24 protein-coding genes and 1 pseudogene are annotated in these 23,881 nt (G+C 62.4%); 12 read left to right on the forward strand and 13 right to left on the reverse strand.

All coding sequences use genetic code 11. The features are described 5' to 3' along the window. Positions 1-336: 336 nt before the first annotated feature. Positions 337-1,755 (forward strand): amidase family protein, encoded by a 1,419-nt coding sequence (locus R5H32_RS14265; protein ID WP_318339360.1) that lies wholly within the window; start codon positions 337-339, stop codon positions 1,753-1,755. 144 nt (positions 1,756-1,899) lie between these two features. After that, positions 1,900-2,604, forward strand: a pseudogene (locus tag R5H32_RS14270) (IS6 family transposase). 238 nt (positions 2,605-2,842) lie between these two features. On the opposite strand, the gene R5H32_RS14275 reads toward R5H32_RS14270, so the two are convergent. Further along, complete coding sequence (locus R5H32_RS14275; RefSeq protein ID WP_318339361.1) at positions 2,843-4,144, reverse strand: glycosyltransferase; 1,302 nt, start codon at positions 4,142-4,144, stop codon at positions 2,843-2,845. Positions 4,145-4,148: 4 nt separating this feature from the next. After that, entirely contained in the window at positions 4,149-5,105 is a 957-nt protein-coding gene (locus R5H32_RS14280; protein ID WP_318339362.1) for a GntR family transcriptional regulator, read from the reverse strand. 202 nt (positions 5,106-5,307) lie between these two features. On the opposite strand from R5H32_RS14280, the gene R5H32_RS14285 reads away from it, so the two are divergent. From R5H32_RS14285 to R5H32_RS14325, 9 genes are all read left to right on the forward strand, one after another. Then, a complete protein-coding gene (locus tag R5H32_RS14285) occupies positions 5,308-6,333 on the forward strand; it encodes a spermidine/putrescine ABC transporter substrate-binding protein (protein ID WP_318339363.1) in 1,026 nt (341 codons plus the stop codon). Between the two features lie 86 nt (positions 6,334-6,419). Next, the gene (locus tag R5H32_RS14290; RefSeq protein ID WP_318339364.1) at positions 6,420-7,253 is read left to right on the forward strand and encodes an ABC transporter permease; all 834 of its coding nucleotides are present in this window, start codon (positions 6,420-6,422) and stop codon (positions 7,251-7,253) included. Further along, on the forward strand, positions 7,246-8,040 hold the full coding sequence (locus R5H32_RS14295) for an ABC transporter permease (protein ID WP_318339365.1): 795 nt from the start codon (positions 7,246-7,248) through the stop codon (positions 8,038-8,040). Before R5H32_RS14290 ends, R5H32_RS14295 begins: the two co-directional genes overlap by 8 nt. Next, positions 8,037-9,020, forward strand: a complete 984-nt coding sequence (locus R5H32_RS14300) for an ABC transporter ATP-binding protein (RefSeq protein WP_318339366.1) — start codon at positions 8,037-8,039, stop codon at positions 9,018-9,020. The genes R5H32_RS14295 and R5H32_RS14300 overlap by 4 nt, the downstream gene beginning before the upstream one ends. A gap of 15 nt (positions 9,021-9,035) precedes the next feature. Then, entirely contained in the window at positions 9,036-10,313 is a 1,278-nt protein-coding gene (locus tag R5H32_RS14305; RefSeq protein ID WP_318339367.1) for a glycosyltransferase, read from the forward strand. Further along, positions 10,310-10,675, forward strand: a complete 366-nt coding sequence (locus R5H32_RS14310; RefSeq protein ID WP_264772902.1) for a cupin domain-containing protein — start codon at positions 10,310-10,312, stop codon at positions 10,673-10,675. Before R5H32_RS14305 ends, R5H32_RS14310 begins: the two co-directional genes overlap by 4 nt. Further along, a complete protein-coding gene (locus tag R5H32_RS14315; RefSeq protein WP_318339368.1) occupies positions 10,672-11,013 on the forward strand; it encodes a cupin domain-containing protein in 342 nt (113 codons plus the stop codon). The genes R5H32_RS14310 and R5H32_RS14315 overlap by 4 nt, the downstream gene beginning before the upstream one ends. A 7-nt stretch (positions 11,014-11,020) precedes the next feature. Then, positions 11,021-11,368, forward strand: a complete 348-nt coding sequence (locus tag R5H32_RS14320; protein ID WP_318339369.1) for a cupin domain-containing protein — start codon at positions 11,021-11,023, stop codon at positions 11,366-11,368. Between the two features lie 61 nt (positions 11,369-11,429). Then, a complete protein-coding gene (locus R5H32_RS14325; RefSeq protein ID WP_318339370.1) occupies positions 11,430-12,884 on the forward strand; it encodes an aldehyde dehydrogenase family protein in 1,455 nt (484 codons plus the stop codon). 306 nt (positions 12,885-13,190) lie between these two features. Here the strand turns inward: R5H32_RS14325 and R5H32_RS14330 are convergent, their stop codons facing one another. The 11 genes from R5H32_RS14330 to R5H32_RS14380 form a co-directional block, all read right to left on the reverse strand. Beyond that, positions 13,191-14,318 carry an alpha-hydroxy acid oxidase gene (locus R5H32_RS14330; protein WP_318339371.1) on the reverse strand — a complete coding sequence of 376 codons (1,128 nt, stop codon included), beginning with the start codon at positions 14,316-14,318 and terminating at the stop codon, positions 13,191-13,193. A gap of 15 nt (positions 14,319-14,333) precedes the next feature. After that, on the reverse strand, positions 14,334-14,888 hold the full coding sequence (comE, locus tag R5H32_RS14335; RefSeq protein WP_318339372.1) for a sulfopyruvate decarboxylase subunit beta: 555 nt from the start codon (positions 14,886-14,888) through the stop codon (positions 14,334-14,336). Beyond that, positions 14,885-15,391, reverse strand: a complete 507-nt coding sequence (comD, locus tag R5H32_RS14340) for a sulfopyruvate decarboxylase subunit alpha (protein ID WP_318339373.1) — start codon at positions 15,389-15,391, stop codon at positions 14,885-14,887. The genes comE and comD overlap by 4 nt, the downstream gene beginning before the upstream one ends. A gap of 64 nt (positions 15,392-15,455) precedes the next feature. Continuing rightward, positions 15,456-15,860, reverse strand: a complete 405-nt coding sequence (locus R5H32_RS14345) for a universal stress protein (protein ID WP_318339374.1) — start codon at positions 15,858-15,860, stop codon at positions 15,456-15,458. Positions 15,861-15,894: 34 nt separating this feature from the next. Continuing rightward, on the reverse strand, positions 15,895-16,890 hold the full coding sequence (locus R5H32_RS14350) for a zinc-dependent alcohol dehydrogenase (RefSeq protein WP_318339375.1): 996 nt from the start codon (positions 16,888-16,890) through the stop codon (positions 15,895-15,897). Further along, the gene (locus R5H32_RS14355; protein WP_318339376.1) at positions 16,887-17,657 is read right to left on the reverse strand and encodes an SDR family NAD(P)-dependent oxidoreductase; all 771 of its coding nucleotides are present in this window, start codon (positions 17,655-17,657) and stop codon (positions 16,887-16,889) included. The genes R5H32_RS14350 and R5H32_RS14355 overlap by 4 nt, the downstream gene beginning before the upstream one ends. Next, positions 17,650-18,957: a histidinol dehydrogenase gene (gene hisD / locus R5H32_RS14360; RefSeq protein ID WP_318339377.1), complete on the reverse strand. Its 1,308-nt coding sequence runs from the start codon at positions 18,955-18,957 to the stop codon at positions 17,650-17,652. The genes R5H32_RS14355 and hisD overlap by 8 nt, the downstream gene beginning before the upstream one ends. Positions 18,958-18,968: 11 nt before the next feature. Continuing rightward, positions 18,969-20,300 (reverse strand): TRAP transporter large permease, encoded by a 1,332-nt coding sequence (locus tag R5H32_RS14365; protein WP_318339378.1) that lies wholly within the window; start codon positions 20,298-20,300, stop codon positions 18,969-18,971. 10 nt (positions 20,301-20,310) lie between these two features. Continuing rightward, a complete protein-coding gene (locus tag R5H32_RS14370; protein ID WP_318339379.1) occupies positions 20,311-20,826 on the reverse strand; it encodes a TRAP transporter small permease in 516 nt (171 codons plus the stop codon). A 120-nt stretch (positions 20,827-20,946) separates the two neighbouring features. Next, positions 20,947-22,095 carry a TRAP transporter substrate-binding protein gene (locus R5H32_RS14375; protein ID WP_318339380.1) on the reverse strand — a complete coding sequence of 383 codons (1,149 nt, stop codon included), beginning with the start codon at positions 22,093-22,095 and terminating at the stop codon, positions 20,947-20,949. Positions 22,096-22,115: 20 nt separating this feature from the next. Further along, a complete protein-coding gene (locus R5H32_RS14380) occupies positions 22,116-22,301 on the reverse strand; it encodes a hypothetical protein (RefSeq protein ID WP_318339381.1) in 186 nt (61 codons plus the stop codon). Positions 22,302-22,452: 151 nt separating this feature from the next. Between R5H32_RS14380 and R5H32_RS14385 the strand changes: the two genes are divergently transcribed. After that, positions 22,453-23,538: a LacI family DNA-binding transcriptional regulator gene (locus R5H32_RS14385; protein WP_318339382.1), complete on the forward strand. Its 1,086-nt coding sequence runs from the start codon at positions 22,453-22,455 to the stop codon at positions 23,536-23,538. Positions 23,539-23,881: the final 343 nt, after the last annotated feature.

Consider the following 23,881-nt stretch of genomic DNA (forward strand, 5'->3'; position numbering starts at 1 on the left):
CTCGGAGCGCAGCTTCTACTCGAGGGTAAATTTCAAGAAGAACCGCGCCGCTGCTCTCGCCGAGTGGCGCGGCCTCGGCGCGTCATAAGGGACAGCGATCCTGCCCTCGTGGAGACGGGTTCGAATTGGTCTGACACCACCCCGAAAAGCGTTGCAAGGGAGCGTTGCTGACGGCACCATGACGCCGGACGCGAACCTCTTGGGAAAGATCGGCCAAAAGTGCAAGGAGTGATCCCAATGGTTGGACAAACTCGTAGATCATTTTTAAAGGGGTCCGCTGCCGCGGCGTCTGTTATTAGTATGCGGCCAATTGCAGCGGTCGCACAAACGCGTCGCATGGATGAACTGATCGACGAAGATGCGACGGGGCTCGCGGAGCGTTTGCGCGCTCGTGAATTTACTCAAGCAGAACTGGTCGAGACGTTCATCCGCAGGATCGAAGTCATGAACCCAGCGCTGAATTTCATGACAAACTCGGCCTTCGACCGAGCCCGCTTGAAGGCTGACACAATCCCGCTTGATGCTCCCTTCGCCGGTGTTCCAATCCTGATGAAGGACATGATCGACATCGGTGGTTTGCCCCGTACGGACGGGTCACGGTTCATGTTGAATAACGTTCCAGAGCGTAACGTAGAATATGTTGACGGTGTCGAAGCCGCTGGGTTCAACATACTTGGCCAAACAAACGTGCCTGAATTGGCAAGTTTCATCATTACAAACAATGATGTCTTCGGGGCCACCAAAAACCCGTGGAACCCGGACTATTCGGTTTTTTCTTCAAGTGGTGGATCTGCTGTCGCGGTTGCGGCCGGGGTTGTACCGATGGCGCATGGAACAGACGGCGCAGGGTCCAATCGGCTTCCACCTTCAGCGACTGGCATTTTCGGCATGAAACCGAGCCGCAGGCGTATGCGGTCCGGTGAAGCAAACGGCACTCACGATGTCGCAAAAACAAACCAAATGCTGAGCCGCACGGTCCGCGACAGCGCACTTGCTTTTTCTCTTACGGAATCTCTGTCAGGTGATCCATTCCCGCCAGTGGGCTTCGTCTCAGGGCCGTCTGGCCGACGGCTGAAAGTCGGACTGGTTGTTGACGATGGTAAATTGATAACAACGGAGCCGGAGATTTTGGAGTCTCAGCGCAAGGTGGCGCTCCTGATGCAAAACCTTGGTCATGCAGTGGAAGAAACGCCCTGGCCCGTCGACGCAAATGTAATGGCCGACGCCTATTCAAATTTCTTTGGTGGCAAGCTCGGCGCCCTCAAATCAGCAGTCGAGGGGGCCACTGGGAAATCGGTCATGGAGTCGGGTCTGCTGACGCGGTTTCTGGCGTCCAATATCGAGGCATCAGCAAAAATTTCGCCAGAAGAAATCGCGGAGGGCCGTGCGTTCCTCGACAATTTGGTGCCCGTGTTCGCCGGGATTTTTGAGCAATTTGACGTTCTTCTGGCACCAGTTGCACCCGTGGTGGTACCCCCGTTGTACGAGCATACTCCTGACGAATTGTTTTCTGATGAGTTGTCTCAATATGTTGCGGCGCGTCTGAAATTCACATCGCCAATCAACTTCTCTGGATGCCCGGCCATGTCCGTACCGCTCTCTTGGAGTTCAGACTTGGGTATTCCGATAGGTTCACACTTCATTGCTGCAGAAGGGCAAGACCGACTTCTATATGAACTGGCCTATGAACTGGAAGAGGCGCGCCCCTGGAGAAACATCTGGGCACCGTTTTCATTGAAATACGTGCCTGTCTAATTTCGCATCACTTAGTTTCAGGAGCGGACACACGGGTTCAAGTGAAGCGAAATCTCGTCGAAGGCCAAAGCGTTGAGTTTCTTGCTGGGCATTGTCAGAGCAACTTGGCTTGAGGCGCGGCAGGGGGCTGGGTAGCGTCCGAGCATGACCAAACCCAGCCCGTTCAAATACTTCAAGACGAGCGAGGAGATCATCCGACTGGCGGTGATGCTCTACGTTCGTTTCCCGCTCTCGCTGAGAAATGTCGAGGATCTGCTGCACGAGCGCGGCATCGACGTGAGCCACGAGGCGGTCCGGTTTTGGTGGCATCGCTTCGGCCCGATTTTCGCCGCGGAGATCCGGAAGCGCCGGATCGAGGGCATGAAATCGAGCCGCTGACAGTGGCATCTCGACGAGATCTTCGTGAAGATCAACGGCGAACGGCACTACCTCTGGCGCGCTGTCGATCACGAGGGCGAGGTCTTGGAAAGCTTCGTCACGAAGACGCGGGACAAGAAGGCTGCATTGAAATTCCTCAAGAAAACAATGAAGAAGCATGGACGGGCCGACGTCTTCGTGACGGACAAGCTCCGGTCCTATGGCGCTGCTTTGAGGGATCTCGGCGCGGTCGACCGCCAGGAAACGGGGCGGTGGGTGAACAACCGCGCGGAGAATTCGCACCTGCCATTCCGACGAAGGGAACGCGCCATGCTCCGCTTTCGGCGTATGCCAACTTTACAGAAGTTCGCGGCCGTCCACGCCTCAGTCTACAACCTCTTCAACACGGAACGCAGCCTCTCCAGCCGACACCTCTTAAAGGCCAACCGAGCCGCCGCTCTCACCGAGTGGCGCGGTCTTTGCGCGGCATAAGGACAGGTCTGCTGTCCTTATGGAGACTGGTTCGCATTTGTCTGCCAGCACCCCCGATCCTGATATTCTCGTCGGCCGAGTAATGCTTGCGGGTCTTGCGCTTGATGCCCCTGACCAGCCTGTCAGCGGCGTCCTTTGATGTTCCGGATCTCTTGTTCATCTTCGCTCCATAATGGCTTCGATGAACCGGAGATCCTCCGTCGCTCAAACGCCGAAATCTGTCCGGTGGGCGCTGACGTCAGACAATCATCGGGGCGGCGCCTTCGCGCCCCCGAAGCGCTACCGCAATTATCTGGTCCGCCGCCAGATCGACGCCGTTTTCAGGGACCATGCGGCGGGCGTTTTCCTTCAGCGTCTCGCGCATCAACGTATCTTCGAGTGCCGATCGCATCACCGCCACCAGTTCGTTCGTCGTCCAATGCGCACGATGGAGCCACCTGCCTGTCCCGGTTTCAACAGCACGGCGGGCGTTGTCGTGCCCGTCCCAGCAATAAGGCATGATGAGCGACGGCACACCGCAATATAGCGCTTCGCAGAAGCTGTTGTTGCCGCCGTGGTGGATGAAGAGATCCGCCTTGGCCACGACACTTGGCTGCGGGAACCACTGATCGAGAATGATATTGTCAGGTACCGCGCGATAGGCGTCCCGGAATGCGCCGACATTGACGAGGAAACGGGCAGGAAACTCGGCGAACACGGCGATCAGTCGCTTTATGAGGTCGGTATCCAATGCACCAAGGCTGCCGAAAGAGACATAGATCAGCGGCCCCTCGCCCGTCGCGAATTCCGGAACGTTGTAAGGCGCTTCCTGCCGGACGCATCCCTCGAGGAAGGTGAAGCGCGCAGTGTCCAGCGGGACTTGCCGGTCATGACGCAGGATCGAGGGGGCCAGCAGAAGATTGTGCCAGGGCGAGGGCTCGAGGAACAGGCCCTCGTCGAGCGGCGGCAGGCCATGACGGGTGCGGAAACTGTTGAACCGGGCATGGACAGGCCCGACCGCGGCATTGTAGCGGTCTTTGAAGGCCCGCCATTGCTCTTTGTCATCCCCCGGAAGACCGGACAAGTATGGCGGAACATTCGGATCCGGCAGCTCGGTTTCAGCGCAGGAGATCACCCGCACCCAGGGACAGCCCGCACGCAGGATCGCGGGAAACATCACAACGTTGTCGAGAACGACCGTATCGGGTCTGAGCCTTTGCAACAGCGCGAACAGCGGCGCCTCGGCTTGTTCTGCGGTCTCGACGATCGCGTCCCATGTGGGGGCGACATAGGTTTCGATCTGGTCGTCGGGGTCGAGATTGAAATGAGGCTGGTGGCGGCTGATGAAATCCTGCCAGTAGGTTTCCGGCGCAGATGCGTCGGCCAGCGGCAAATGGTATTCCTGAAAGCCGTATTCCGCGAAGACGCCGGAAAACCCCGCGTGGCAGATGAAGACCGGCCTCGCTCCGCGCGCCTTCAAAGCCCGCGCGATGCCGACGCAGTTCAGAGCGGCGCCGAAGCTTGCCTCGGGAAAAAGCGCGATGGTGGGGCCGACGTTCATTCCGTCATCGCTCGTGTGGAGTGGTGCGGATGGCAAGCGGCGGCACGCCGCGGTTCGCGGCCCTTGGCCGTTGGCTGCGCGACAGGCGCAGGTGGACGCGCAGCAGGTCGGCCGCGACCATGACCTGACCGCTTTCCAGATGATCGAGGATCTGGAGGTGCTCGTGCATAGCCTGCCTGAGCCGCACGACATTGCTGCTCACCACTGCGCCAGGCAAGCCGCGTAGGCGGTGATGGGCAACGAGCACCCCGCTGACGTAGCGGTTCGATGCTCCGCGCGCGATCAGCATGTGAAACTCGAGGTCCAGCCGGCGAAAACGGTTGCCATCGAGGCGGTCGTCGGGTTCCGCCAGAAGCGTCACCATTGCGCGGCGCAGCGCGGCGGCCCGATCCTGATCGAGCGCGAATCCCGGTGTCGTCAAGGCAGCAGGTTCGAGAATCAGCCGGAAATCGAGGCTGTCGGACTGCGACTCAGGACTGTCGGGAAGTTTGGCGAAGACCCAGGACTGGCCTGGCGCGCGCGAAACGAGACCATCCTCAGCCAAGGTGCCGAGCGCCTTGAGGACTGTTCGGCGATCGGAGGCATAGCGGCGCATGACCTCGCCCACCGTCACGGTCTCGTCCAGGCGGCGGGCGGCGCGGTCGCGAATGATGCGGGCGGCAAGCTCGGCCTCCTCGGGGTCGGGCAGCGGCTCGGCAAAGGCGCCGGCGAGGGACACTCCGTTGGCGAGACGGTAGCCCTGATCTGTCTCGTGTTCGACAAGACCTTGTTTCGTCAGGAGCTTCAGCGCCGCGCGGACGGGCGTACGCGAGACGTTGCACTGCGTGGCGAGGAACTGTTCGGGAAGGTGCGCGCCGGGCCCCATCCCCCGTTCACGCGCGACATCGAGAATTCGGCGTGCGAGATCCAGATGGTTCTGGCGCGGTCGTGACGAAGGGGTTCTGCTGCCGGTTCTCTGCATCATCCTTCCATCTCGTAGGGCGGCATCCCCGCCGCCTAGGATATTGACGTATTTTTTCACTGAATAATACTATCCGGTCAAGGCGATCAGCCAAAGGTCGTCCAGTATCGGTTCTAAATGCAAAAATAATACAGACCGACTTCGGTCAGCATCCAACAGAAGAGGACCTGAAATGACACAACAGAACCCTCATTTTCGGCTGTTGCTAGCCGGCGTGGCCGCCACTGGTCTTGCCGCCGCCGGCCCGGCATCGGCCGAACTGGTGATCTCGAACTGGGATGGCTACATGGCGCCGGACGCGGTCACGGCCTTCACAAGTGAAACCGGTGAGGCCGCCGAGATGGTCGTCCATGCCACCAACGAAGAAATCATGGGTAAGCTGATCGCGTCGGGCGGCGCCGGTTACGACGTCGTGTTCGTCTCCTCACCCTTCGCAGAAGTTCTGCACAACCTTGACCTCTTGGAGCCGATCGACGCGGGCAAGGTGCCGAATCTCGTCAATCTCTTTCCCGAGGCGGCCGCATTGCCGCACGATCCGGGCAACACCTTCTCGGTGCCCTATGCCTGGGGCACGACGGGCCTTTGCTACCGCTCTGACCTCGTCTCGCCCGAGCCGACGTCTTGGAACGACCTTCTCCACCCGGCCGAGGCTCAGGTGGGCAAGGTCACGCTTCTCGGCACCGACCGCTGGCTTCTGGCCGCCGGGTTGCTTGCACACGGCTTATCAGTCAATGAAACTGACCAGGCCAAGCTCGACGAGGTCGAGGCCGACCTGATCGAGGCGAAGAAGACCATGCTCGCCTTCGACGACACGACCTTCTATTCGAAGCTCGTCTCCGGCGAGGCGACACTGGTTCATGCGTGGGATGGCTGGTGCAACTACGGCATTGCCGAGAACCCGGCGATCAAGTTCATGATCCCGTCCGAGGGCTCCGACCTCTGGGTCGACACGATGGTGGTGATGAAGGCGTCCGGGAACAAGGACGGCGCATTCAAGTTCATCAACTACATCCTCGACGCCAAGAACCATGCCTGGGCGGCCGAGAACATCCTCTACAAGGTGCCGAACAAGCCCGCGATGGAGAGCTTGTCGCCCGACATGGCCGCGACCTATCCCAACATGGGCATGGCGCCGGCCGACCTGGTCGCGCTGGAACAGCTTCGCGACGTGGGCGAGGCGAGCCGCGCCTATGCCAAGGCCGTCAGCGCGATCAAGGCCGCGCAGTGACCTGAAAGGCGGGGCCGTCCGGCCCCGCACCCTTTCCCGAAAAGACCTGTCGCGTGCAAAGCCCAAATACCCGCTCGACCCTCCTTATGGCGCCGGCCCTTCTGTGGCTGACGGCGCTGATGGTCGTTCCCTGCGGGCTGATCCTCGCGCTCGGCTTCTTCCGGCGCGGACTTTACGGCGGGATCGATTACACGTTCACGTTGGAAAATTTCGCGCTGATCATCGATCCGCTCTATGCCGGGATCTTCCTGACCTCGGCGCGGATTGCCGGACTGGCGACCCTGATCGCCGTTGTCATCGGCTATGCCGCCGCCTATGCCATCGCCGCCGCGCCACGCCATCGCCAGCCGCTCCTGCTCTTCCTCGCCGTCCTGCCCTTCTGGTCGAACTACCTTATCCGCACCTATGCCTGGATCGTGCTTCTGAACCGCGAGGGGCTGATCACCCAAGCACTGCGGATGCTGGGGTACGAGGGCGAGCCACCCTCGATGCTTTACACCGAAGGCGCGGTCATCACCGGGCTCGTCTACAACTACCTGCCGTTCGTTATCCTCGCTTGCTACGCACCACTCGCGCGGCTGAACCCGGAGCTTGCCGAGGCGTCGCGCGATCTCGGCGCCTCGGCCTTCACCACGTTCCGAAGGGTGATCCTGCCGATGACGCTGCCGGGGATTGCTGCCGGCGCGGTCTTTGTGTTCGTCCTCTCGGTCGGCAACTTCATCACCCCTGCCCTTCTCGGCGGCGGGCGGTTCCAGATGATGGGCAACCTGATCTACGCGCAGTTCCTGACCGCGAACGACTGGCCCTTCGGCGCGGCGATCTCGATGGTGCTGATCGCGATCATGATGGGGCTTCTGACGCTCCAGGCCATCGCCGCCGAGAAGGGCGCGGGCGAGAGGCGGGAGGGCGCCAATGGCTGATCGTTCGCCCGCCACCCGCCGCAGCCTCGCGGCGCTTCTCGTCGCGGTCTTCGCCTTCCTCTACATTCCGATCGTGACCCTCGTCGCGCTCAGCTTCAACGAGGGCGGGATGCCAACCGCCTGGACCGGCTTTTCGGTCAAGTGGTACAGCGCGCTGATGGCGAACCGCGACATCCTTTCCGCCGCAATCAACACGCTGATCGTCGCGGTGATCTCGACCGCCATCGCCGCGGTTCTGGGAACCCTCCTCGCGCTCGGGATCGAGACGCGCAGACGGAAGGGGCGGGCGCTGGAGGCCCTGGTCTTCGCGCCGATGATCATTCCCGACATCGTGCTCGCCATCGCGCTTCTCAGTTTCTTCTCACTCCTGAAGGTGCCGATGGGGCTGCACACGATCATCCTCTCCCATGTCGTCTTCAACCTCGCCTTCGTCTCGGCTGTCGTGCGGGCGCGGCTGAAGAGCTTCGACTGGTCGGTGACGGAGGCCTCGGCCGATCTCGGCGCGCCCGCCTTCACCACCTTCCGCCGGGTAACGCTGCCTCTGATCCTGCCCGCCGTCATCGCCGGCGCGCTTCTGGCGTTCACGCTGTCGGTCGACGAGTTCATCATCGCCTTCTTCACCGCCGGGGCGGGCCGCGCCTCCACCACCCTGCCGATGCAGATCTTCGCGATGATCCGCTTCGGCGTGACGCCCGAGATCAACGCGCTCGCGACGCTCGTGATGATCGTCTCGGTCACCGCGCTGACCCTGTCGCAACGGCTCAACAAGGGGGTGCTCGCGCCGTGACCGCGCTTTTGTCGATCGACGACGTGAGCAAACGCTTCGGCGCCGTGACGGCGGTCGACCGGCTGTCGCTCGACATCATGGAGAACGAGTTCTTCGCGCTTCTTGGTGCCTCCGGGTCGGGCAAGACCACGCTTCTCAGGATGCTCGCGGGGTTTGAGACGCCGGATGCGGGCGCGATCCACCTCGACGGCGCCGATATCTCGCGCGTTCCGCCGAACCGGCGGCCGGTGAACCTTATGTTCCAGAGCTATGCGCTCTTCCCGCATATGACGGTCGAGGGGAACATCGCCTACGGGCTGGAGATGGAGCGCCTGCCCCGGTCGGAAATCGCTTCGCGCGTGGCTGAGATCATGGAGATCACCGAGCTTGCGCCGATGGCAAGGCGAAAACCCGACCAGCTGTCGGGCGGCCAAAGGCAACGCGTTGCGCTCGCGCGGGCACTGGTCAAACGGCCGCGTCTTCTCCTGCTTGACGAACCTCTGGGCGCGCTCGACAAGAAGCTCCGCGCGGCGATGCAACTCGAACTCAAGCGGCTCCAGCACGAAGTCGGCATCACCTTCATCGTCGTGACCCACGACCAGGAGGAGGCGCTGGTCATGGCGGACCGCGTGGCGATCCTGAAGGACGGGCGGCTTCTGCAATGCGGCACACCGCACGAGGTCTACGAGCACCCAGCAAACCGCTTCGCCGCCGACTTCATCGGCGTGATGAACTTCATAGAGGAAGGCGGCCGCACGCTCGCTGTCCGGCCTGAGCGCTTACATCTCTTCCCCGACCGGGCCGATCGCACGGTCGAGGGCCGGGTCACGGCACGCGCCTATCACGGGCTCGACCTGCAGCTTCACGTCGCAACCCCGCTGTCACCGAAACCGCTTCTCGTCCGTCTGACCGCCAACGCTGCCGACCGGCGTCCCGTCGCCGAGGGCGATATCGTCACGCTCGGTTGGAACGAGGCCGACACACGCCATTTCAACGATTAGAACAGGGAGACAATCATGGCCCAAAAAACCTTCGCCTTCTTCCCCGAAGCCGCCTTTGGCCCGGCACTGAATTCCGTCGGCATCGCTCAGGCGGTCGAGGCGCTCGGCCACAAAGCGGTGTTCCTCTCCGATCCGGGTTTCGTCGAGGTCTACCAGGGCTACGGGTTCGAGGCGCATCCCGTGGCCTTGTCGGAACCGATGCCCCCCGAGCAGATGGCGAAGTTCTGGGAGGACTTCATCAACGGCCACATCCCGAACTTCCGCAAGGCACCTATCGACCAGATCGACAACTACGTGAAGGACTGCTGGGAGGCGATCGTCGACAGTGCGAAATGGGCACAGAAGGATCTCCCGGGCGTGCTGGCAAAGGTAAAGCCCGACGTGATCGCCGTCGACAACGTGATCCTGTTTCCCGCAATCAAGCAATACGGCGTACCCTGGGTCCGCGTCATCTCCTGCTCGGAAAACGAGATCGAGGACGAGGGCATTCCCCCGCACCTGTCGGGCTGCGGCGAGAAGGACTTTACCTGTCACAAGGCCTTTCGTGACCGCTTCAACGAGGTCATCAAACCGATCCACGATGACTTCAACGCTTTTCTCGCCGAATGCGGCGAGGACGCCTATCCGGTCGGCCAGTTCTTCGAAGCCTCGCCCTACCTCAACCTGCTCCTCTATCCCGAGCCGGTGAAATTCCACCGAAACGAACCTTTGGACGCAGCGCGTTTTCAGTATCTCGAAGGCTGCGTCAGGAAGGAGGAGCCATACGAAGTCCCGACCTTCGCGAAGAACAATGACGGCCCGCTTCTTTATGTCTCGTTCGGCTCGCTCGGCGCGGGCGACACCGACCTTCTCAAGCGGATCATCGCCGCGCTCGCGTCTTCGCCCTATCGTGCGCTGGTCAATATCGGCGACTATGCGGCTGAGTATTCCGACCTGCCGGGCAATGTCCATGTGGCGGGCTGGTTTCCGCAGCCCTCTGTCATTCCACAGGTCGACGCGGTGATCCATCACGGGGGCAACAATTCTTTCACCGAATGCCTCTACTTCGGCAAGCCCGCGATCATCATGCCCTATGTCTGGGACGGCCATGACAACGCCACGCGGGTCCAGGAAACCGGCCACGGCTTCAAGATGCCGCGCTACGACTGGACCGATGCCGAGCTACTGGCGAAGATCGAGACCTGCCTGACCGACAAGGCGATGGCGGCGAAGCTCGCCGCGACATCAAAGCATATGCAATCCCAGAGCGGTCCGGCCAAGGCCGCGAAGCTTCTAGAAGGGCTCGCGAAGTGAGCTCGGCACCGCATTTTCATGACGCCTCTACCCGGGCAGACCTCGTCGACTGGGGCGCCCAGCCGGACGCGATTTCGGGCGCCTCGCGATCCTCGGGCAAACTCGTCCACAAGGGGCCGGGGAACCGGCCCGAAATCGGCATCTGGGTCTGCACGCCGGGGCGCTGGCGGCTCTCCATCCCGCGCGACGAGTTCTGCCATTTCGTCGCCGGCCGGGCCACCTACCGCTCCGATACGGGCGAGGTGATCGAGGTCACGCCGGGCACCGCCGTGATGTTTCCCGCGGGCTGGACGGGGGAATGCGAGGTGCACGCGACCATGCGCAACACCTACTACCTTTCCGATCGCGAGGCCGACAAATGACAACCCCCAACTGGCCCGACGCTACCGAAGTCACGCTCGACGACTGGGGCCCGAGCAATAACGTGATCGAAGGCGCGCCGCATCTCTCGGGCAAGGTGATGCATGCCAACCCTGACGGGTCGAGCGAATGCGGCCTCTGGTCCTGCACGCCCGGCAAGCGGCGCGTCACCATCCCCTCGGACGAGTTCTGCTACTTCGTCGCGGGCAAGGGCCGTTATGTCGCCGATGACGGGCAGGAGATCTCCATCGCCCCCGGCGCGATGGTCTTCTTCCCCGCCGGCTGGACCGGCCTCTGCATCGTCACCGAAACCGCCACCAAGGCTTTCATGAGCCGCTAGGAGTCCCATGACCACCACACCTTTGATGCGCAAACCGCTGGACCAGACAGACCTCGTCGACTGGGGCGTCGTCCCGACGATGATCGAGGGAGAATCGCGGGTCTCGGGTCGGCTCATCTCGCGCAACCCCGACGGATCGAGCGAATGCGGCCTCTGGATCTGCACGCCCGGCAAGTGGTTCTGCCATGTCACCCGCGACGAGTTCTGCCACTTCCTCGAAGGTCGCAGTACCTATGTGCACGAAAGCGGCGAGGTGATCGAGATTACGCCCGACACGGCCGCCTTCTTCCCGCAGGACTGGAAGGGCACCTGCACCGTCCACGAGACGATCAAGAAAGTCTACATGATCCGCTGAGGCCAGAATGGATTTCGACCCCGCAAGACCCGCTTGCTTCGTGAATCCCGATTTCCGCCCAATGGCGGGCGTACCGCGCGACGTCATTGATCCCGCGACGCTGGAGGTCGTAGGCCATAGTACCGAGGCCGACGAGAGCGAGACATCGGCAGCACTCGATGCTGTTACCGCTGCACAGGCCAGGTGGAAGCGGATCGACTCCAAGTCGCGCGCGAAGGTCTTGCACGATCTGGCCAACGTGATCGAGACGACGGATCACAGGCGCGCCGCGATCCTGATGAGCCGCGAGATGGGCAAGCCCTACCCAGAGGCCATCGGCGAGATTGCGAACTGCGCACCGATCTTCCGCTACTACGCGGAAATGGCTCGGGACGAGGCGGGTAAGGTCGCAGGCACGACGCAAGCCGGATCGTTTCAGTACGCCCGCTATGAACCGCTCGGCGTGTCGGTCCATATCATGCCGTTCAACTTCCCTGTGCTTCTCATGTGCTGGACGGTCGCGGCGTCGATCGCCGCCGGCAACGGCTGCATCGTAAAGCCGGCGCCCGCAACGACGCTGTCGACGCTCGAATTCATGAAATGCTTCCGGGGATTGCCTGAGGGACTCGTCGCCTGCCTGCCGGGCGGGGCGACGCTGGCCGAAGCGCTCATCGCCTCGCCCCGCACCCACGCGGTCGCCTTTACCGGATCGGTCGCGGCGGGCAAAGCGGTTGGCATGGCCGCCGCCGCCGCGATGAAGCCCGCGGTGATCGAGGCGGGCGGTAGCGATCCGATGATCATCTGCGAAAGCGCGCCGATCGACGTCGCCACCGCCGGCGCGGTCACGGCGGCGTTCCACCTCTCGGGGCAGGTCTGCACCTCGGCGGAGCGGTTCTATGTGGTCGATGCCGTACATGACGCCTTCGTCGAAGCTTTCGCGGAAAAGACGCGCGCGCTAAGGATTGGCAATGGCCTCTCGAAGTCCGAAATCGGCCCGCTTGTCTCCGAGGCCGCGCGCGACCGGGTCGCGGGGTTGGTTGCGGATGCGGTCGCGAAGGGCGCGGAGGTCGTCACCGGCGGACGCGTTCCGCCCGAACTGAGCCGGGGCTGGTTCTACGAGCCGACGATCCTGACGGGCTGCAACGAGGGCATGGCACTTCTGCAGTCGGAATGCTTTGGTCCGGTTGCCGCCGTCGTCCGCGTGCGTGACTTTGACGAGGCCGTCTCGCGCGCGAACGCCTCCCCCTTCGGGCTTGGCGCATCAGTCTTTACCACCAGCCTTGAAGAGGCGATGGAAGCAGCCGAACGGCTGGAGGCCGGTATGGTCTGGGTCAACAATCCACTCATCGACAACGACGCACTGCCCTTCGGCGGCTGGAAGGCTTCGGGACTCGGGCGCGAACTCGGGAGGCAGGGGATTGACGCATTTCGGCGTACGAAGATGGTCATCATCGACCACAAGCCGGCACTCCAGGACTGGTGGTATCCTTACTCCGACGACTGGTTTCTGGAGGGAGGCGGCCGCTCGTTAGGTTGACGCCCTGCCGGCGACTACTTGTGCGGGCACTTTCAGATAAACCCCGCTTGAGGCGGGAAAAGGGGCTCGGCAGCGTTCGCCATGACCCAACGCAGCCCCTTCACGTGGTTCAAGACCAGCCCCGATAGGCTCTGTCGCACAAATCGAGTGACAGTCAGGCTTCCCCTTTCCCCGGACAGACTTATCCCGCAACCTCTGTGACAGGTGTGCCGAGCGCGGTGAAGCCGTTCAGGACCGCGACTCGTTCTTGACTCGTAGCCAGACCACCTTTGAATGGAGGTCGTTTGACAGCGCCGCAGCGCGAGATTAGCCGGAATCTGGTTGCGCAAGGCCCCCTTCAAGCGACGTCAGTCCCGTACGACCGATCTGCGCCAGTGTCACGCTGGCTTCTTCAGCAAGCGCGTTCCAAAGGCTGTGCAGTCCGGCTTCCCCTTTCGCCGCAATTGCGAAAAGCAGAATTCGTCCGAGAAACACGAAATCGGCGCCCACCGCATAGGTTTTGACGACATCTTCGCCCGATCTGATGCCGCTGTCGAAATAGAGAGGGAACTCCGGGCCGAGGGCACGGCGTATGTTCTGCAACGCGAGGATCGGCGGCAAGGCACTGTCAAGCTGACGGCCACCATGACTTGAGACCTGAATTGCATCCACGCCGGCGCGCTTGAGTTCTTGGGCATCTTCCACGTCGAGCACACCCTTGACCACGAGCTTGCCGGTCCAGCGATCGCGCAGGCGGGCCAGATAGGACCAGTCCGCCTTTGCGCGGCTTTCCGTTCGGTCGAAGGTAAAGCCCGGGCGTTGGAAATTCGCCATGCCCGGCTTGCCTTTGACGAGCATGGTCAGCGACCATCGGGGATGCAGGGCGAAGTCGACGAACTGGCGCGGCCCGATGCGGAACGGCATCGTGAAGCCGTGGCGCAGTTCGCGCGGGCGCCGGGCCACTTCGGGCACGTCGAGGGTCAGGACGAGGGTCTTGTAGCCGGCGGCCTCGGCACGGTCGACAAGCTTCATTGTGCCGCTGCCGTCGCCACTGAAATAGAGCTGGAACCAGGCATGGCCCTCGGCGGTCTCGATCATCGTCTCCAGGGGCGTAGAGGCGACGGTGGAGACCCCGAGCGGTACCTGGTGGCGCGCCGCGAGCCGTGCCAGCATCAGATCGGCGCCCGGTGCCGCAAGGTTGCACATGCCCATCGGGCTGATCCCGAAAGGTCGATCGACGGTTTCGCCGGACAGTGTCACGCCGAGGTCGCGGCGGCTCACATCGACGAGCACGCGGGCGCGCAGCCTTATGTCACGGAGCGCGGCGCGGTTCAGCGCCACGCCATGTTCTTCACCGGCGGCCCCGTCGATATAGTCGAAAACCATCCACGGCAGGCGTCGCCGTGCCTGCCGCCGTGCCTCTGCACTCGAATGGATATCGGGGGACCAGAGCATCGAGACGCGGCCGGATCAAGACCTGACCACCATCATGAACCGGTCGCGGATCACGACCGGGTCCATGGTGATCACAGGGTGTTTGGCATTACCGCTTTCGCATTTGCAGACGATCACGGTCATGCGACCACCTGCAAGCGCCTCTTCCAGCGCCGCCTTGGTGTCCTCGGCTCTGCATTCGATCACGTTGTCGCAGCCGCAGGCCTTCGCCACAGCCGTCAGCGAGGTCTTCTTGCCGGCATAGGTCGGCTGATCGCCGGTCGAGCCGTAAGAGCCATTATCGATGATCAACAGGATGTAATTGTCCGCGGCGTTGTTGGCGATCGTGGGCAAGGTGCCGAGATTGGTCAGGACCGAACCGTCGCCGTCGATGGCGATCACCTTCTTCTCCTGGGCCAGCGCCAGCCCGAGACCGATTGACGATGCAAGCCCCATCGTGCCGAGCATGTAGAAATTCGACGGCTGGTCGTCGATGGCGTGCAGTTCCTGGCTCGGGATGCCGATATTGCAGACGACAAGCTGGTCGCGAATGACGGGGGCGATGTCCTTGAGGATATCGGAACGGATCATTGGTCTCCATAGCCTCCCCAGAATGACGCGTCGGTCAGGATCGCGACGGGCTTGTTGCACATGAAGGTGTATTTCAGGATCGCATCCAGTTCGTCGGCATCCGTTTCCTTGTGAAAGTGATAGGTCGGGATGTGCAACTGCGATAGCAACGCCTTGGTGTGGACCGCCATCTCAACCTGACAGGCAACCGGTTCACGCAGTTCACCGCGATAGGAAATCAGCATCGGCAGTGGAATCCGGTAGAACTGGATCAACGTGGCCAGCGTGTTGATGGTCACGCCGATTGCGGCGTTCTGCATGATGATCGCAGGTCGCTTGCCACCCATGAAGGCGCCGGCACAGAGGCCCATGCCCTCATCCTCCTTGTTCGAGGGCACATGTAGAATTTCGGGGCGTCGCTCGACCTCTTCGATAACCCCCGCAAGCTGCTTGCACGGAACGGTTGTGACTAATCCAATGCCATTGGCGATCAGGTCATCGGTTATGCGAGCATGAATGGACACGGTGGTCGAGCTCCCTCATGGAATGGCTGTGTCTGACGGGCGTCAGCCGGCCAAGTTCGCTCCGTCAGCGTAAGACGTGGACCGAACAGGGTGCGTGCCGCACGACCCGCGCAGCCGTCGATCCGAGAAAATAGTCCTTCAGACCGGGTTTGTGCGATCCGATCACGATACAGTCCGCGCCGATCTCGTTAGCGTAGTCGGCGATTGTGCGGCCGGTATGCCCGGCGAGGATGACCGGGGTAACGTCTTTATGGTCGGCCACCCGCTGCTCCAGCCGCGCGCGGGCGGCCTGAAAGGCGGAGGTCACCGCTTCTTCGTCGAGATAGGTGCGGACTGAGCCCTGCGGCGCTTCATAGACGTGAAGGGCAACGATCTCCCCGTCCTTATCAAGAAGATGTCGGGCAACCCCAATCGCGGAAATGCCTATACCGTGATCGAGTGCCATGGGGATCAGGATCTTCTTGTACAACGGCCTCTCCTCTTGTCGTGGACTTGAGGTGCGGTCAGGCACCGGGTGTAAGTATGATCTTCGGCGCGGGCGCCGTGCCGGATCGGATCTCGCCGAAACTCGCGGCGCCGCCGCTGAGTGGTCTTTGGTCGATCCAGTCGAGCGCGCCGAGATGGCCGTCGAAAATCGCCGCCGCGGTCTGGCGGAAATCCTCGGCGGTGTAGGTATATGTGCCGATGAAGGCGATCTCTTGCAGCGTCATCCGGCGGACATCCAGCCCGCCGGCATTCTCGCCCAGTCCGATATGCAGGATCACGCCGCCGGGCCGGGCATGTCTGGACGCCGTGGCGCGGGTCGCGGCGAAGCCCACGCCGTCAAGGACGACGTCGAACAGGTCACCCGCGCCAAGCTGATCCGGCGCGATCGCGTTCTGGCCGCAGCGGTAGCGCAGATAGGTCCGGCGGGTCGGATTGGGTTCGATCACGGTGACATCGGAAATGCCTTGGGCGGAAAGGCTGAGCGCGCCGCCAAGTCCGATTGCCCCTCCGCCGAGCACCAATGCCCGTGGTGATCCTGCGGTGTCGCCGAGGGCTGCCCGGCCGAGCCGCACTGCATGCCAGCCGCAGCCGATTGGCTCGGCCAGGGCGGCCTTGGCGAAGGAAACGTGGTCCGGAACGGTTACGAGATTGCGCGCCGGCATCGCCACCCATTCGGCGAAGGCGCCTTCGCGCGGCGGCATCGAGATGATCTGCCGGCTGGCGCAGAGGTTGTCGCGCCCCGCCTGGCAGGCCGGGCAGGCACCGCAGGTCACGAGCGGATTGATCGTCACCCGCTCCCCGTCGCGCGGCCCGCCGGTGATCACGCCGGATGCCTCGTGGCCGAGGATCAATGGCGCGGGTCGTCGTTCGTCATGGCCAAGATAGGCATGCATGTCCGAGCCGCAGATGCCCACCGCCTCGATCCGGATCAGTTCCTCACCCGGGCCTGGTGTCGGGTCGGGCATGTCACGGTAGGTGAGCGTCTCGGGGGCTTCGTAGACCAGCGCTTTCATTTTGCCGTGAATCCTCCGTCGACCATGAGGACCTGTCCCGTAACATATGCAGATGCCGCGGAGCAGAGGAACAAGAGCGGCCCGTCGATATCCTCGGGTTCGCCGTTGCGCCCGATGCAGGTTTGCGCGGCGTTCCGAGCGGCGCGCTCGGGATCGGCAAAGACCGGCGCCGTCAGCTCCGTGCGGAAGAATCCCGGACCGATGGCGTTCGCGTTGACGCCATGACGCGACCACGCCTCGGCCATCGCACGGGTGAGCTGGGCGATGCCACCCTTCGACGCGCCATAGGCGAGCCCGCCGGGAAAGGCACGCGTCGTCTGAAGCGAAGCGAAGGTGACGATGCGGCCCCAGCCCTTCTCCTTCATCGCCGGCACAAGCTTCTGGCTCAGAAAGAACGGGATTGCGAGGTTCAGGTTCAATGTCGCGTCCCAGCCCTCGGCGGTCACGTCATCAGCCGTCTGCCGCGTGTTGATCCCGGCGGCATGCACGACGATGTCAGGTGCGCCAAAGGGCGCGGCCACTTTCTCGGCGAGTGCCGGCACTGATGTGCGATCGGAGAGATCATGTGCGACCGCAGCGGTTTCACCCGCTACCTCGGATCGCCAGGCATCGAGCACGTCCGCCCGCCGCGCGACCCCGATAACGCGCGCACCGGCTGCCGCCAGCACCGTGGCCGCACGACGGCCAAGCCCCGAACTGGCGCCCGTGACGCACGCCACCCGGCCGGACAGGTCCAAGAGTCCGGATATGCGCGCGGCGTCAGGCATCGGCGGTCAGGTCGAACTCTTCATCGGGAAAATACTTTTTCAGCCGAATGTCAGCCGTGCGGGCGTGACCCTCCATCCCCTCCAGCCGCGCGATGCGGGCTGTTGCCTCGGCGACTGGTTTGGCCCCATCGCGCGTGGCGCGTTGCCAGGTCACGATCTTCATATACTTGTGGACGCTGAGCCCTCCGGTGTAGCTGGCCGCGCCAGATGTCGGCAGAACGTGGTTGGTGCCCGACGCCTTGTCACCGAAGGCGACCGTCGTCTCTTCACCGAGGAACAGCGAGCCGTAGCAGGACAGCCGGCCAAGCCACCAGTCGAGATCCTTGGCCTGCACCGTCAGATGCTCGGGCGCGTAGTCGTCCGATGTCGCCGCCATTTCCTCGCGGTCCGCGCAGACGATAACTTCGGCGTAGTCGCGCCATGCGGCCGCAGCGTTCTCGCGGTTCACCTCGGGCAGATCGTCGATCAGAAGCGGCACCAGCCGCATCACCTCTTCGGCAATCGCGCGATCGTCGGTGACAAGCCAGACCGGCGAGTTGTAGCCGTGCTCCGCCTGACCAACCAGATCGGTCGCCACGACCATCGGATCGGCTGAACTGTCGGCGAGGATCAGGCTGTCGGTCGGACCGGCTATCATGTCGATGCCGACGCGCCCGAACAGCATGCGCTTGGCCTCGGCGACAAACTGGTTACCCGGTCCGACGAGGATGTTTGCCTTCGGCAGCCCGAACAGGCCGAACGTCATCGCGGCAACACCCTGCACCCCGCCCATCGCGAGGATCTTGTCGGCGCCGCAGATATGGGCCGCGTAGATGATCGCCGGCGCGATCCCGACGTCTGGCCTCGGTGGCGAGCAGGCGACGATGTTCTTGCACCCGGCGACCTTGGCGGTCGTTACCGTCATGATGGCGCTTGCGATATGGCTGTAGCGCCCTCCGGGAACGTAGCACCCTGCGGCATTGACCGGGATCGCCTTCTGCCCGGCGACAAGGCCGGGAACCACTTCGGTGTCGAAATCGGCTACGGTCGAGAGCTGCGCCTCGGCGAACTTCTTCACGTTGGCGTGGCTGAAGGCGATGTCGCGGCGAAGCTTCTCGGGCACTTCTGCTGTTGCGGCCGCGATCGCCTCGGGCGACAGAATGATCTCGCCATCGTACTTGTCGAACTTCTTGGCATAGTCGAGAGCCGCGGTGTCTCCACCGGCCTCGATCGTGTCGAGAATCTCCCGGACGATACGCTTGGTTTCCGAGGCGTCACTGCGGGAGTGGAGCTTTGCCTTCTTGAGATACTCTCTCGCCATGAGTCCAGGTCCTATTTGTAGATGTCAGGAAGAAGCGTCGTCGAGATCACCGGCAGGTAGGCGATGAAGAGCGTGACGATCAGCATGAAGATGACGAAGGGAACCGCACGCCACGCGATCTTGAGGATCGACTCGCCGGTGAGGCCCGAGACGACGAAGAGATTGAGCCCGAGCGGCGGCGTGATGAAGCCGACGCCCAGCGCCGTGATCATCATGATGCAGAACTGGATCTCGTTCATGCCGATGTTGTCGGCCAGGGGCTTAAGGATCGGCGCCAGGATCACGATATTGGGCGTCGTCTCCATCACGCAGCCGGCGGCGATCAGGATCCCCACCATCATCAGGATCAGCACCCACGGTTCCTCGCTCACCGATGTCGCGGCAGAGACGAAACCCTGCGGCACACCAAGGATCGCGAGCGCCTGCGCGAGAGGCAGAGAAAACGCGATGATCGGCAGGATGACGCCGTTCACCTTTGCCGAACTCACCAGCATCGCCGGGAAGTCTGACAGTTTCAGCGTACCAAGGATGAAGCCCATGAGGATCGTGACGACGACCGCCGTCGCACCGGCTTCTGTCGGCGTGAGCCGCCCGGAAAAGATGCCGTAGAAAATGATTCCGGGCACGATGAACGCATACCAGCCCGACTTGAGCGCGGTTCCGAGCCGGCCCGTCCATTCCGAGAAGGCCATGTTACCGCCACCTTCCCAGCCGTAGAGGCGGTTCATGATGATGTTCGTGGCGAGGATCGAAAAGAGGATCGCGAGACCAGGAATTACAGCGGCAAGGAACAGGGTCGAGGCCGAGATGCCCAGAACGAGACCAATGATGATGTAGGCAATCGACGGCGGGATAAGGATGCCGGTGCAGGCCCCGGCGGCGACCAGAGCACAGGCATAGGGCCGCGGGTAACCGGATTCGACCAGCCGGTCGATCGTCATCCGCCCCACCGCCGCGGCGCCCGCCGCGTCCGAACCGGAAATCGCCGCGAACATTCCGCACACAAGCACCGTGGCCGAGCCGAAGCCGCCCTTGGCGAACTGCGTCAGCGCCTCGGCCACGTCGAGGAACTTGCGGCTGAGCCCCGTCCGGACCAGAACGTCGCCGGTCAGGATGAAAAGCGGCACCGCCGTGAGTGCGAAGTGGTCGATACCATGAAAGAGGCTTTCGCCTACAAGCGATAGCGGCAACGCGCCCGAAATGAGCAGCATGAGGATCGCCGACGCGCCGATCGCGGCCCAGACGGGAACGGCCAGCGCCACAAGCACGATGAACAGGAGGACCGGACCGTAGAAGTCCCAGCCAAGCTCGACGGTCTGTTCCTGAAGCTGGTTCCAAAGCATCGGCTGTCCCTCAATCGAATAGCTTGTCGCCCTCGTACACGGACCGCCCGTGTCGAAGGTCGGATAGGTCGCGAAGGAACGACTGGACGAGGCGGAAGCTGACGAGTGCGAAGCCGATCGGCACGGCCGACAGGAACCATACCTGACTGATGCGAAGCCCGTGCGTCACCGAGCCGAACTTCGCGGAAACGATGACGGTCTCGAACGACCAATAGAGCGCGACCAGCGCGACGGCGAACATCACGATGTCGCCGAAGATGTAGAGGAGCGCCTTCATCCGTCGCCCGACATACTGGAGGATCACGTCGATCCGTATGTGGCCGCGCTCGCGGACCGCAGAGGCCGCACCGATCCATGCAAGGTAGATGAACGAATAGCGCACGATCTCCTCGCCCCAAATCGATGAGTAGGACAGGATCTCGCGCCGAAGCACCTCGATGAACATGGTGATCACGAGCATCACGTAGAAGACAAGGAGCGCCCATCGCTCCGCGTTGCGGTTCAGGGCATCAAGAATGCGTGGCATATGCTCCTCCCGTCGCCGGTCGCCTCGGGGGCGCCGGCGCTTCGTCAGGTTCGTTGTCTGTCAGACCGTGGATGGCACCGGGTCGGCGTGGATCGCACCGACCCGGTAACCTTTCTTGGATCAGGCGTCGTGAACGTAGAAACGCCCCTGGGTGCTCGCCGCTTCTTCGAGCTTGGCGAAGACATCCATCGAGCCGGCCAAATCAGTCTTGAACTTGTCCCATTCGGAGCGCTGGTAGCCGCCAGCCTCCTGCCACTCGCCGAGCTGGTCCTCGGTGAGGGAATGGAACTCGACGCCGGCCTTGCGCAATTCTGACATCGCGTAATTGCGTGCCGCCGGCACTTTGGCGAGGTTCTGCTGGCGAGTGATCGAGCCCGCGAACATGATGCCTTCCTGCACGTCGCTCGGCAGGCTGTTGAACCATTCGAGGTTCATCGAGTAGATCTGGCTGTCCGGCACCGCCTGGGTGAAGGTGATGTGGCTCAGGATGTCCTTGAAGCCGAAAACGTAGAGCGCGCCCACGGACGGGTCGAGCGCATCGGCCACGCCCTGCTTGATCGCCGACGGCGTCTCGCCCCAGGCGACCGGCGTCGGATTGGCCCCAACCATCCGGTAATATTGCTGAAGCATCTCCGACCCCGGCACGCGGAACTTGACGCCCGACAGATCCGAAGGCGACAGGACCGGACCAGCCCCGCCCTTCCGCATCGCCACGACGCGTGGGTCGATGTTCACATAGAAGAGCGCCTTGAAACCCGAAGCCTCGACCTTCGGATTGACCTCTGCCCGCCATGCCTCGGACGAAATGAGGTTTTCGAAACGCTGGTTAGACCCGCAGAAATACGGCAGGTTGATCAGGTCGACGACACTTGCGAAAGGCGCGAAATTCGACAACGAGTGCTGCGCGCACTGAATCGTGCCGGTCTGCACCCCCTGGGCCAGGGCACCGCCAGCGCCAAGCTGGCCACCGGGCGCAAGCTTGACGTAGACCTTGCCATCGGTTGCGTTCTGGACGTTCTCTTTCAGATCGAGCTGCATGATCGGATAGCTGCGGTCGGCCGTCAGCACATAGGCCGTCGCAAGAGTCATGACGTGCTCGGCGGCCGCCTCGCGCTCACGTTCCTCGTTGGCGGTTTGCGCTGAGGCCTCGTCAGACCAGAGGGTCCCTCCTGCCCCGGCGACGACAGCGGCGGTAAAGCTGCCCGTGCTGGCGAGCTTCAGAAAGTTCCGCCGCTCTGCCGACTTCAGTTCGTCGCTCTTGAGTCCCATGCCTTCCTCCCTATTTGGCGTTAGTTATCCTTGGTGGCTTTCGCGGCCGCCTCGCGGCGCAAGATCGATGCAACGAATGCGATCGACGCAGCGAACAAGACAAGCATCTCGGAAACATCGCCAAGGAACTTGGCGCCTGACATCGCTCCGAGCACGACGTTGGCAACGAAGATCGCGAAGAGGCCGGCCGCCAATCCCAAGGCCATCGAAATGCTCCTGTCTTCATCGATTTCGACTCAATGTAAGCGCTTACATGAAATTTTGCAAGCCCTTACATTTCGGCACTCGCTGGCTTATCCTGACGAACACTTGCGGTCGGTACGACACAGCCGGCCGCGGGTTGGAAAGGAAAATACGATGGGTTCCGGCACGACCAGGTCAGCGACATCGGCTCCGACGCTCGAGGACGTGGCAGAACGTGCACGGGTCTCGACGGCGACAGTCTCGCGTTGCCTGAACTCGCCCGGCCAGGTAACGGCGGCGACCCGCGAGCGCGTCATGCAGGCCGTGCGCGAGCTGGGTTACGCGCCGAACTTTGGCGCCCGAGTGCTTGCGGCCAAACGCACCGACACTTTCGGCGCGATCATCCCCACAATGGAAAACGCGATCTTCGCTCGCGCGCTCCAAGCCTTTCAGGAAGAGCTGGGCAAGCACGGCATCACCCTGCTCGTCGCCAGCTCGTCCTACCGGCTGGATATCGAGGAAGATCAGATCCGGGCACTCACGGCACGCGGCGCCGAGGGGCTCTTGCTCATCGGCCATCACCGCAGCCCAGACATCTACAGTTTTCTGCAGCAGCACGGAATCCCTACCCTTATCGCATGGGTCTACGATCCGCAGGAGCCCCAGGTATCGGTCGGTTTCGACAACCGGCGCGCAATGGAGATGCTGGCAAGCGAGGTGATCGCGCTGGGTCACCGGCGTATTGCCGTCATCTCTGCCGAACAAAGCGCCAACGACCGTGCCAGCGCACGGGTGGAGGGCATTCGTCTGGCGATGCGTAAGGCCGGACTCGATCCCGACTCTTACGACTTAATCGAAACGCCCTACGGGATCGATTTCGGGGCCGAGGCTTTTGTCAGATTGATGGATCGCGAACAACGCCCGACCGTGGTCATGTGCGGCAATGATGTTCTTGCCGCAGGCGCCATACGCCAAGCGAGAGCGATGGGTATTCGGGTGCCGGAAGACGTCTCAGTAACCGGGTTCGACGACATCGAATTGGCGAGCGTTATTGTGCCGGCGCTGACCACGGTTCATGTTCCACACCGCGAAATGGGTCGAGAAGCCGCACGGATGCTTGTTTCCATGGTTCGGGGCGAAGGCCAGCCAGCCAGTCGTGAACTCGCCACTGAACTGCGCTGGCGTGATACGCTGGCTGCCCCCTCGCAAACACAACCGAAACCCGACACAGCGGTATCAAAACAACATGGCTTCAAGTAGGCAGGGCGGATTCATAGCCTCAGCCTATGATCAAACGCTTGCCGTTCCGCTTGTCCGTCGTCAGATGATTTGCAACACGAGCCGTTGATCTCGAACGGACGGCCTAGCTCGCTGAGGTTTCAGTTTGCGTCGCAGTCTGTCGATGCAGCAAGCGGCGGTTCTCAATGGTCCTGGCTTTGATCTCCTTTCGTCGTTCGAGGATCGTTTCGGCCCTGGCCTAGTGCCTGAGGCATTGCACCTCCTGACAGGCGTTCGTCGCCTCAAAGCTCTCGAAAAGGGGCATGGGCACCAGAAAATTCCTGTGCTCGAAGCCAATCACACCTTCGACACTGCCCTTGTTGTT

Origin of the sequence: Defluviimonas sp. D31, from assembly GCF_033436765.1 — a bacterium.
Taxonomy (GTDB): Bacteria; Pseudomonadota; Alphaproteobacteria; order Rhodobacterales; family Rhodobacteraceae; genus Albidovulum.

What these genes read in the sequence shown, in the direction of transcription:
- R5H32_RS14330 (WP_318339371.1), bottom strand. Translation starts at nt 14,318, where the DNA reads ATGCTCTGGTCCCCCGATATCCATTCGAGTGCAGAGGCACGGCGGCAG.
- R5H32_RS14355 (WP_318339376.1), bottom strand. Translation starts at nt 17,657, where the DNA reads ATGCCTGACGCCGCGCGCATATCCGGACTCTTGGACCTGTCCGGCCGG.
- R5H32_RS14385 (WP_318339382.1), top strand. Translation starts at nt 22,453, where the DNA reads ATGGGTTCCGGCACGACCAGGTCAGCGACATCGGCTCCGACGCTCGAG.
- R5H32_RS14370 (WP_318339379.1), bottom strand. Translation starts at nt 20,826, where the DNA reads ATGCCACGCATTCTTGATGCCCTGAACCGCAACGCGGAGCGATGGGCG.
- comE (WP_318339372.1), bottom strand. Translation starts at nt 14,888, where the DNA reads ATGATCCGTTCCGATATCCTCAAGGACATCGCCCCCGTCATTCGCGAC.
- R5H32_RS14295 (WP_318339365.1), top strand. Translation starts at nt 7,246, where the DNA reads ATGGCTGATCGTTCGCCCGCCACCCGCCGCAGCCTCGCGGCGCTTCTC.
- R5H32_RS14365 (WP_318339378.1), bottom strand. Translation starts at nt 20,300, where the DNA reads ATGCTTTGGAACCAGCTTCAGGAACAGACCGTCGAGCTTGGCTGGGAC.
- R5H32_RS14325 (WP_318339370.1), top strand. Translation starts at nt 11,430, where the DNA reads ATGGCGGGCGTACCGCGCGACGTCATTGATCCCGCGACGCTGGAGGTC.
- R5H32_RS14320 (WP_318339369.1), top strand. Translation starts at nt 11,021, where the DNA reads ATGACCACCACACCTTTGATGCGCAAACCGCTGGACCAGACAGACCTC.
- R5H32_RS14350 (WP_318339375.1), bottom strand. Translation starts at nt 16,890, where the DNA reads ATGAAAGCGCTGGTCTACGAAGCCCCCGAGACGCTCACCTACCGTGAC.
- R5H32_RS14305 (WP_318339367.1), top strand. Translation starts at nt 9,036, where the DNA reads ATGGCCCAAAAAACCTTCGCCTTCTTCCCCGAAGCCGCCTTTGGCCCG.
- R5H32_RS14375 (WP_318339380.1), bottom strand. Translation starts at nt 22,095, where the DNA reads ATGGGACTCAAGAGCGACGAACTGAAGTCGGCAGAGCGGCGGAACTTT.
- R5H32_RS14275 (WP_318339361.1), bottom strand. Translation starts at nt 4,144, where the DNA reads ATGAACGTCGGCCCCACCATCGCGCTTTTTCCCGAGGCAAGCTTCGGC.
- R5H32_RS14280 (WP_318339362.1), bottom strand. Translation starts at nt 5,105, where the DNA reads ATGCAGAGAACCGGCAGCAGAACCCCTTCGTCACGACCGCGCCAGAAC.
- R5H32_RS14290 (WP_318339364.1), top strand. Translation starts at nt 6,420, where the DNA reads ATGGCGCCGGCCCTTCTGTGGCTGACGGCGCTGATGGTCGTTCCCTGC.
- hisD (WP_318339377.1), bottom strand. Translation starts at nt 18,957, where the DNA reads ATGGCGAGAGAGTATCTCAAGAAGGCAAAGCTCCACTCCCGCAGTGAC.
- R5H32_RS14380 (WP_318339381.1), bottom strand. Translation starts at nt 22,301, where the DNA reads ATGGCCTTGGGATTGGCGGCCGGCCTCTTCGCGATCTTCGTTGCCAAC.
- R5H32_RS14265 (WP_318339360.1), top strand. Translation starts at nt 337, where the DNA reads ATGGATGAACTGATCGACGAAGATGCGACGGGGCTCGCGGAGCGTTTG.
- R5H32_RS14315 (WP_318339368.1), top strand. Translation starts at nt 10,672, where the DNA reads ATGACAACCCCCAACTGGCCCGACGCTACCGAAGTCACGCTCGACGAC.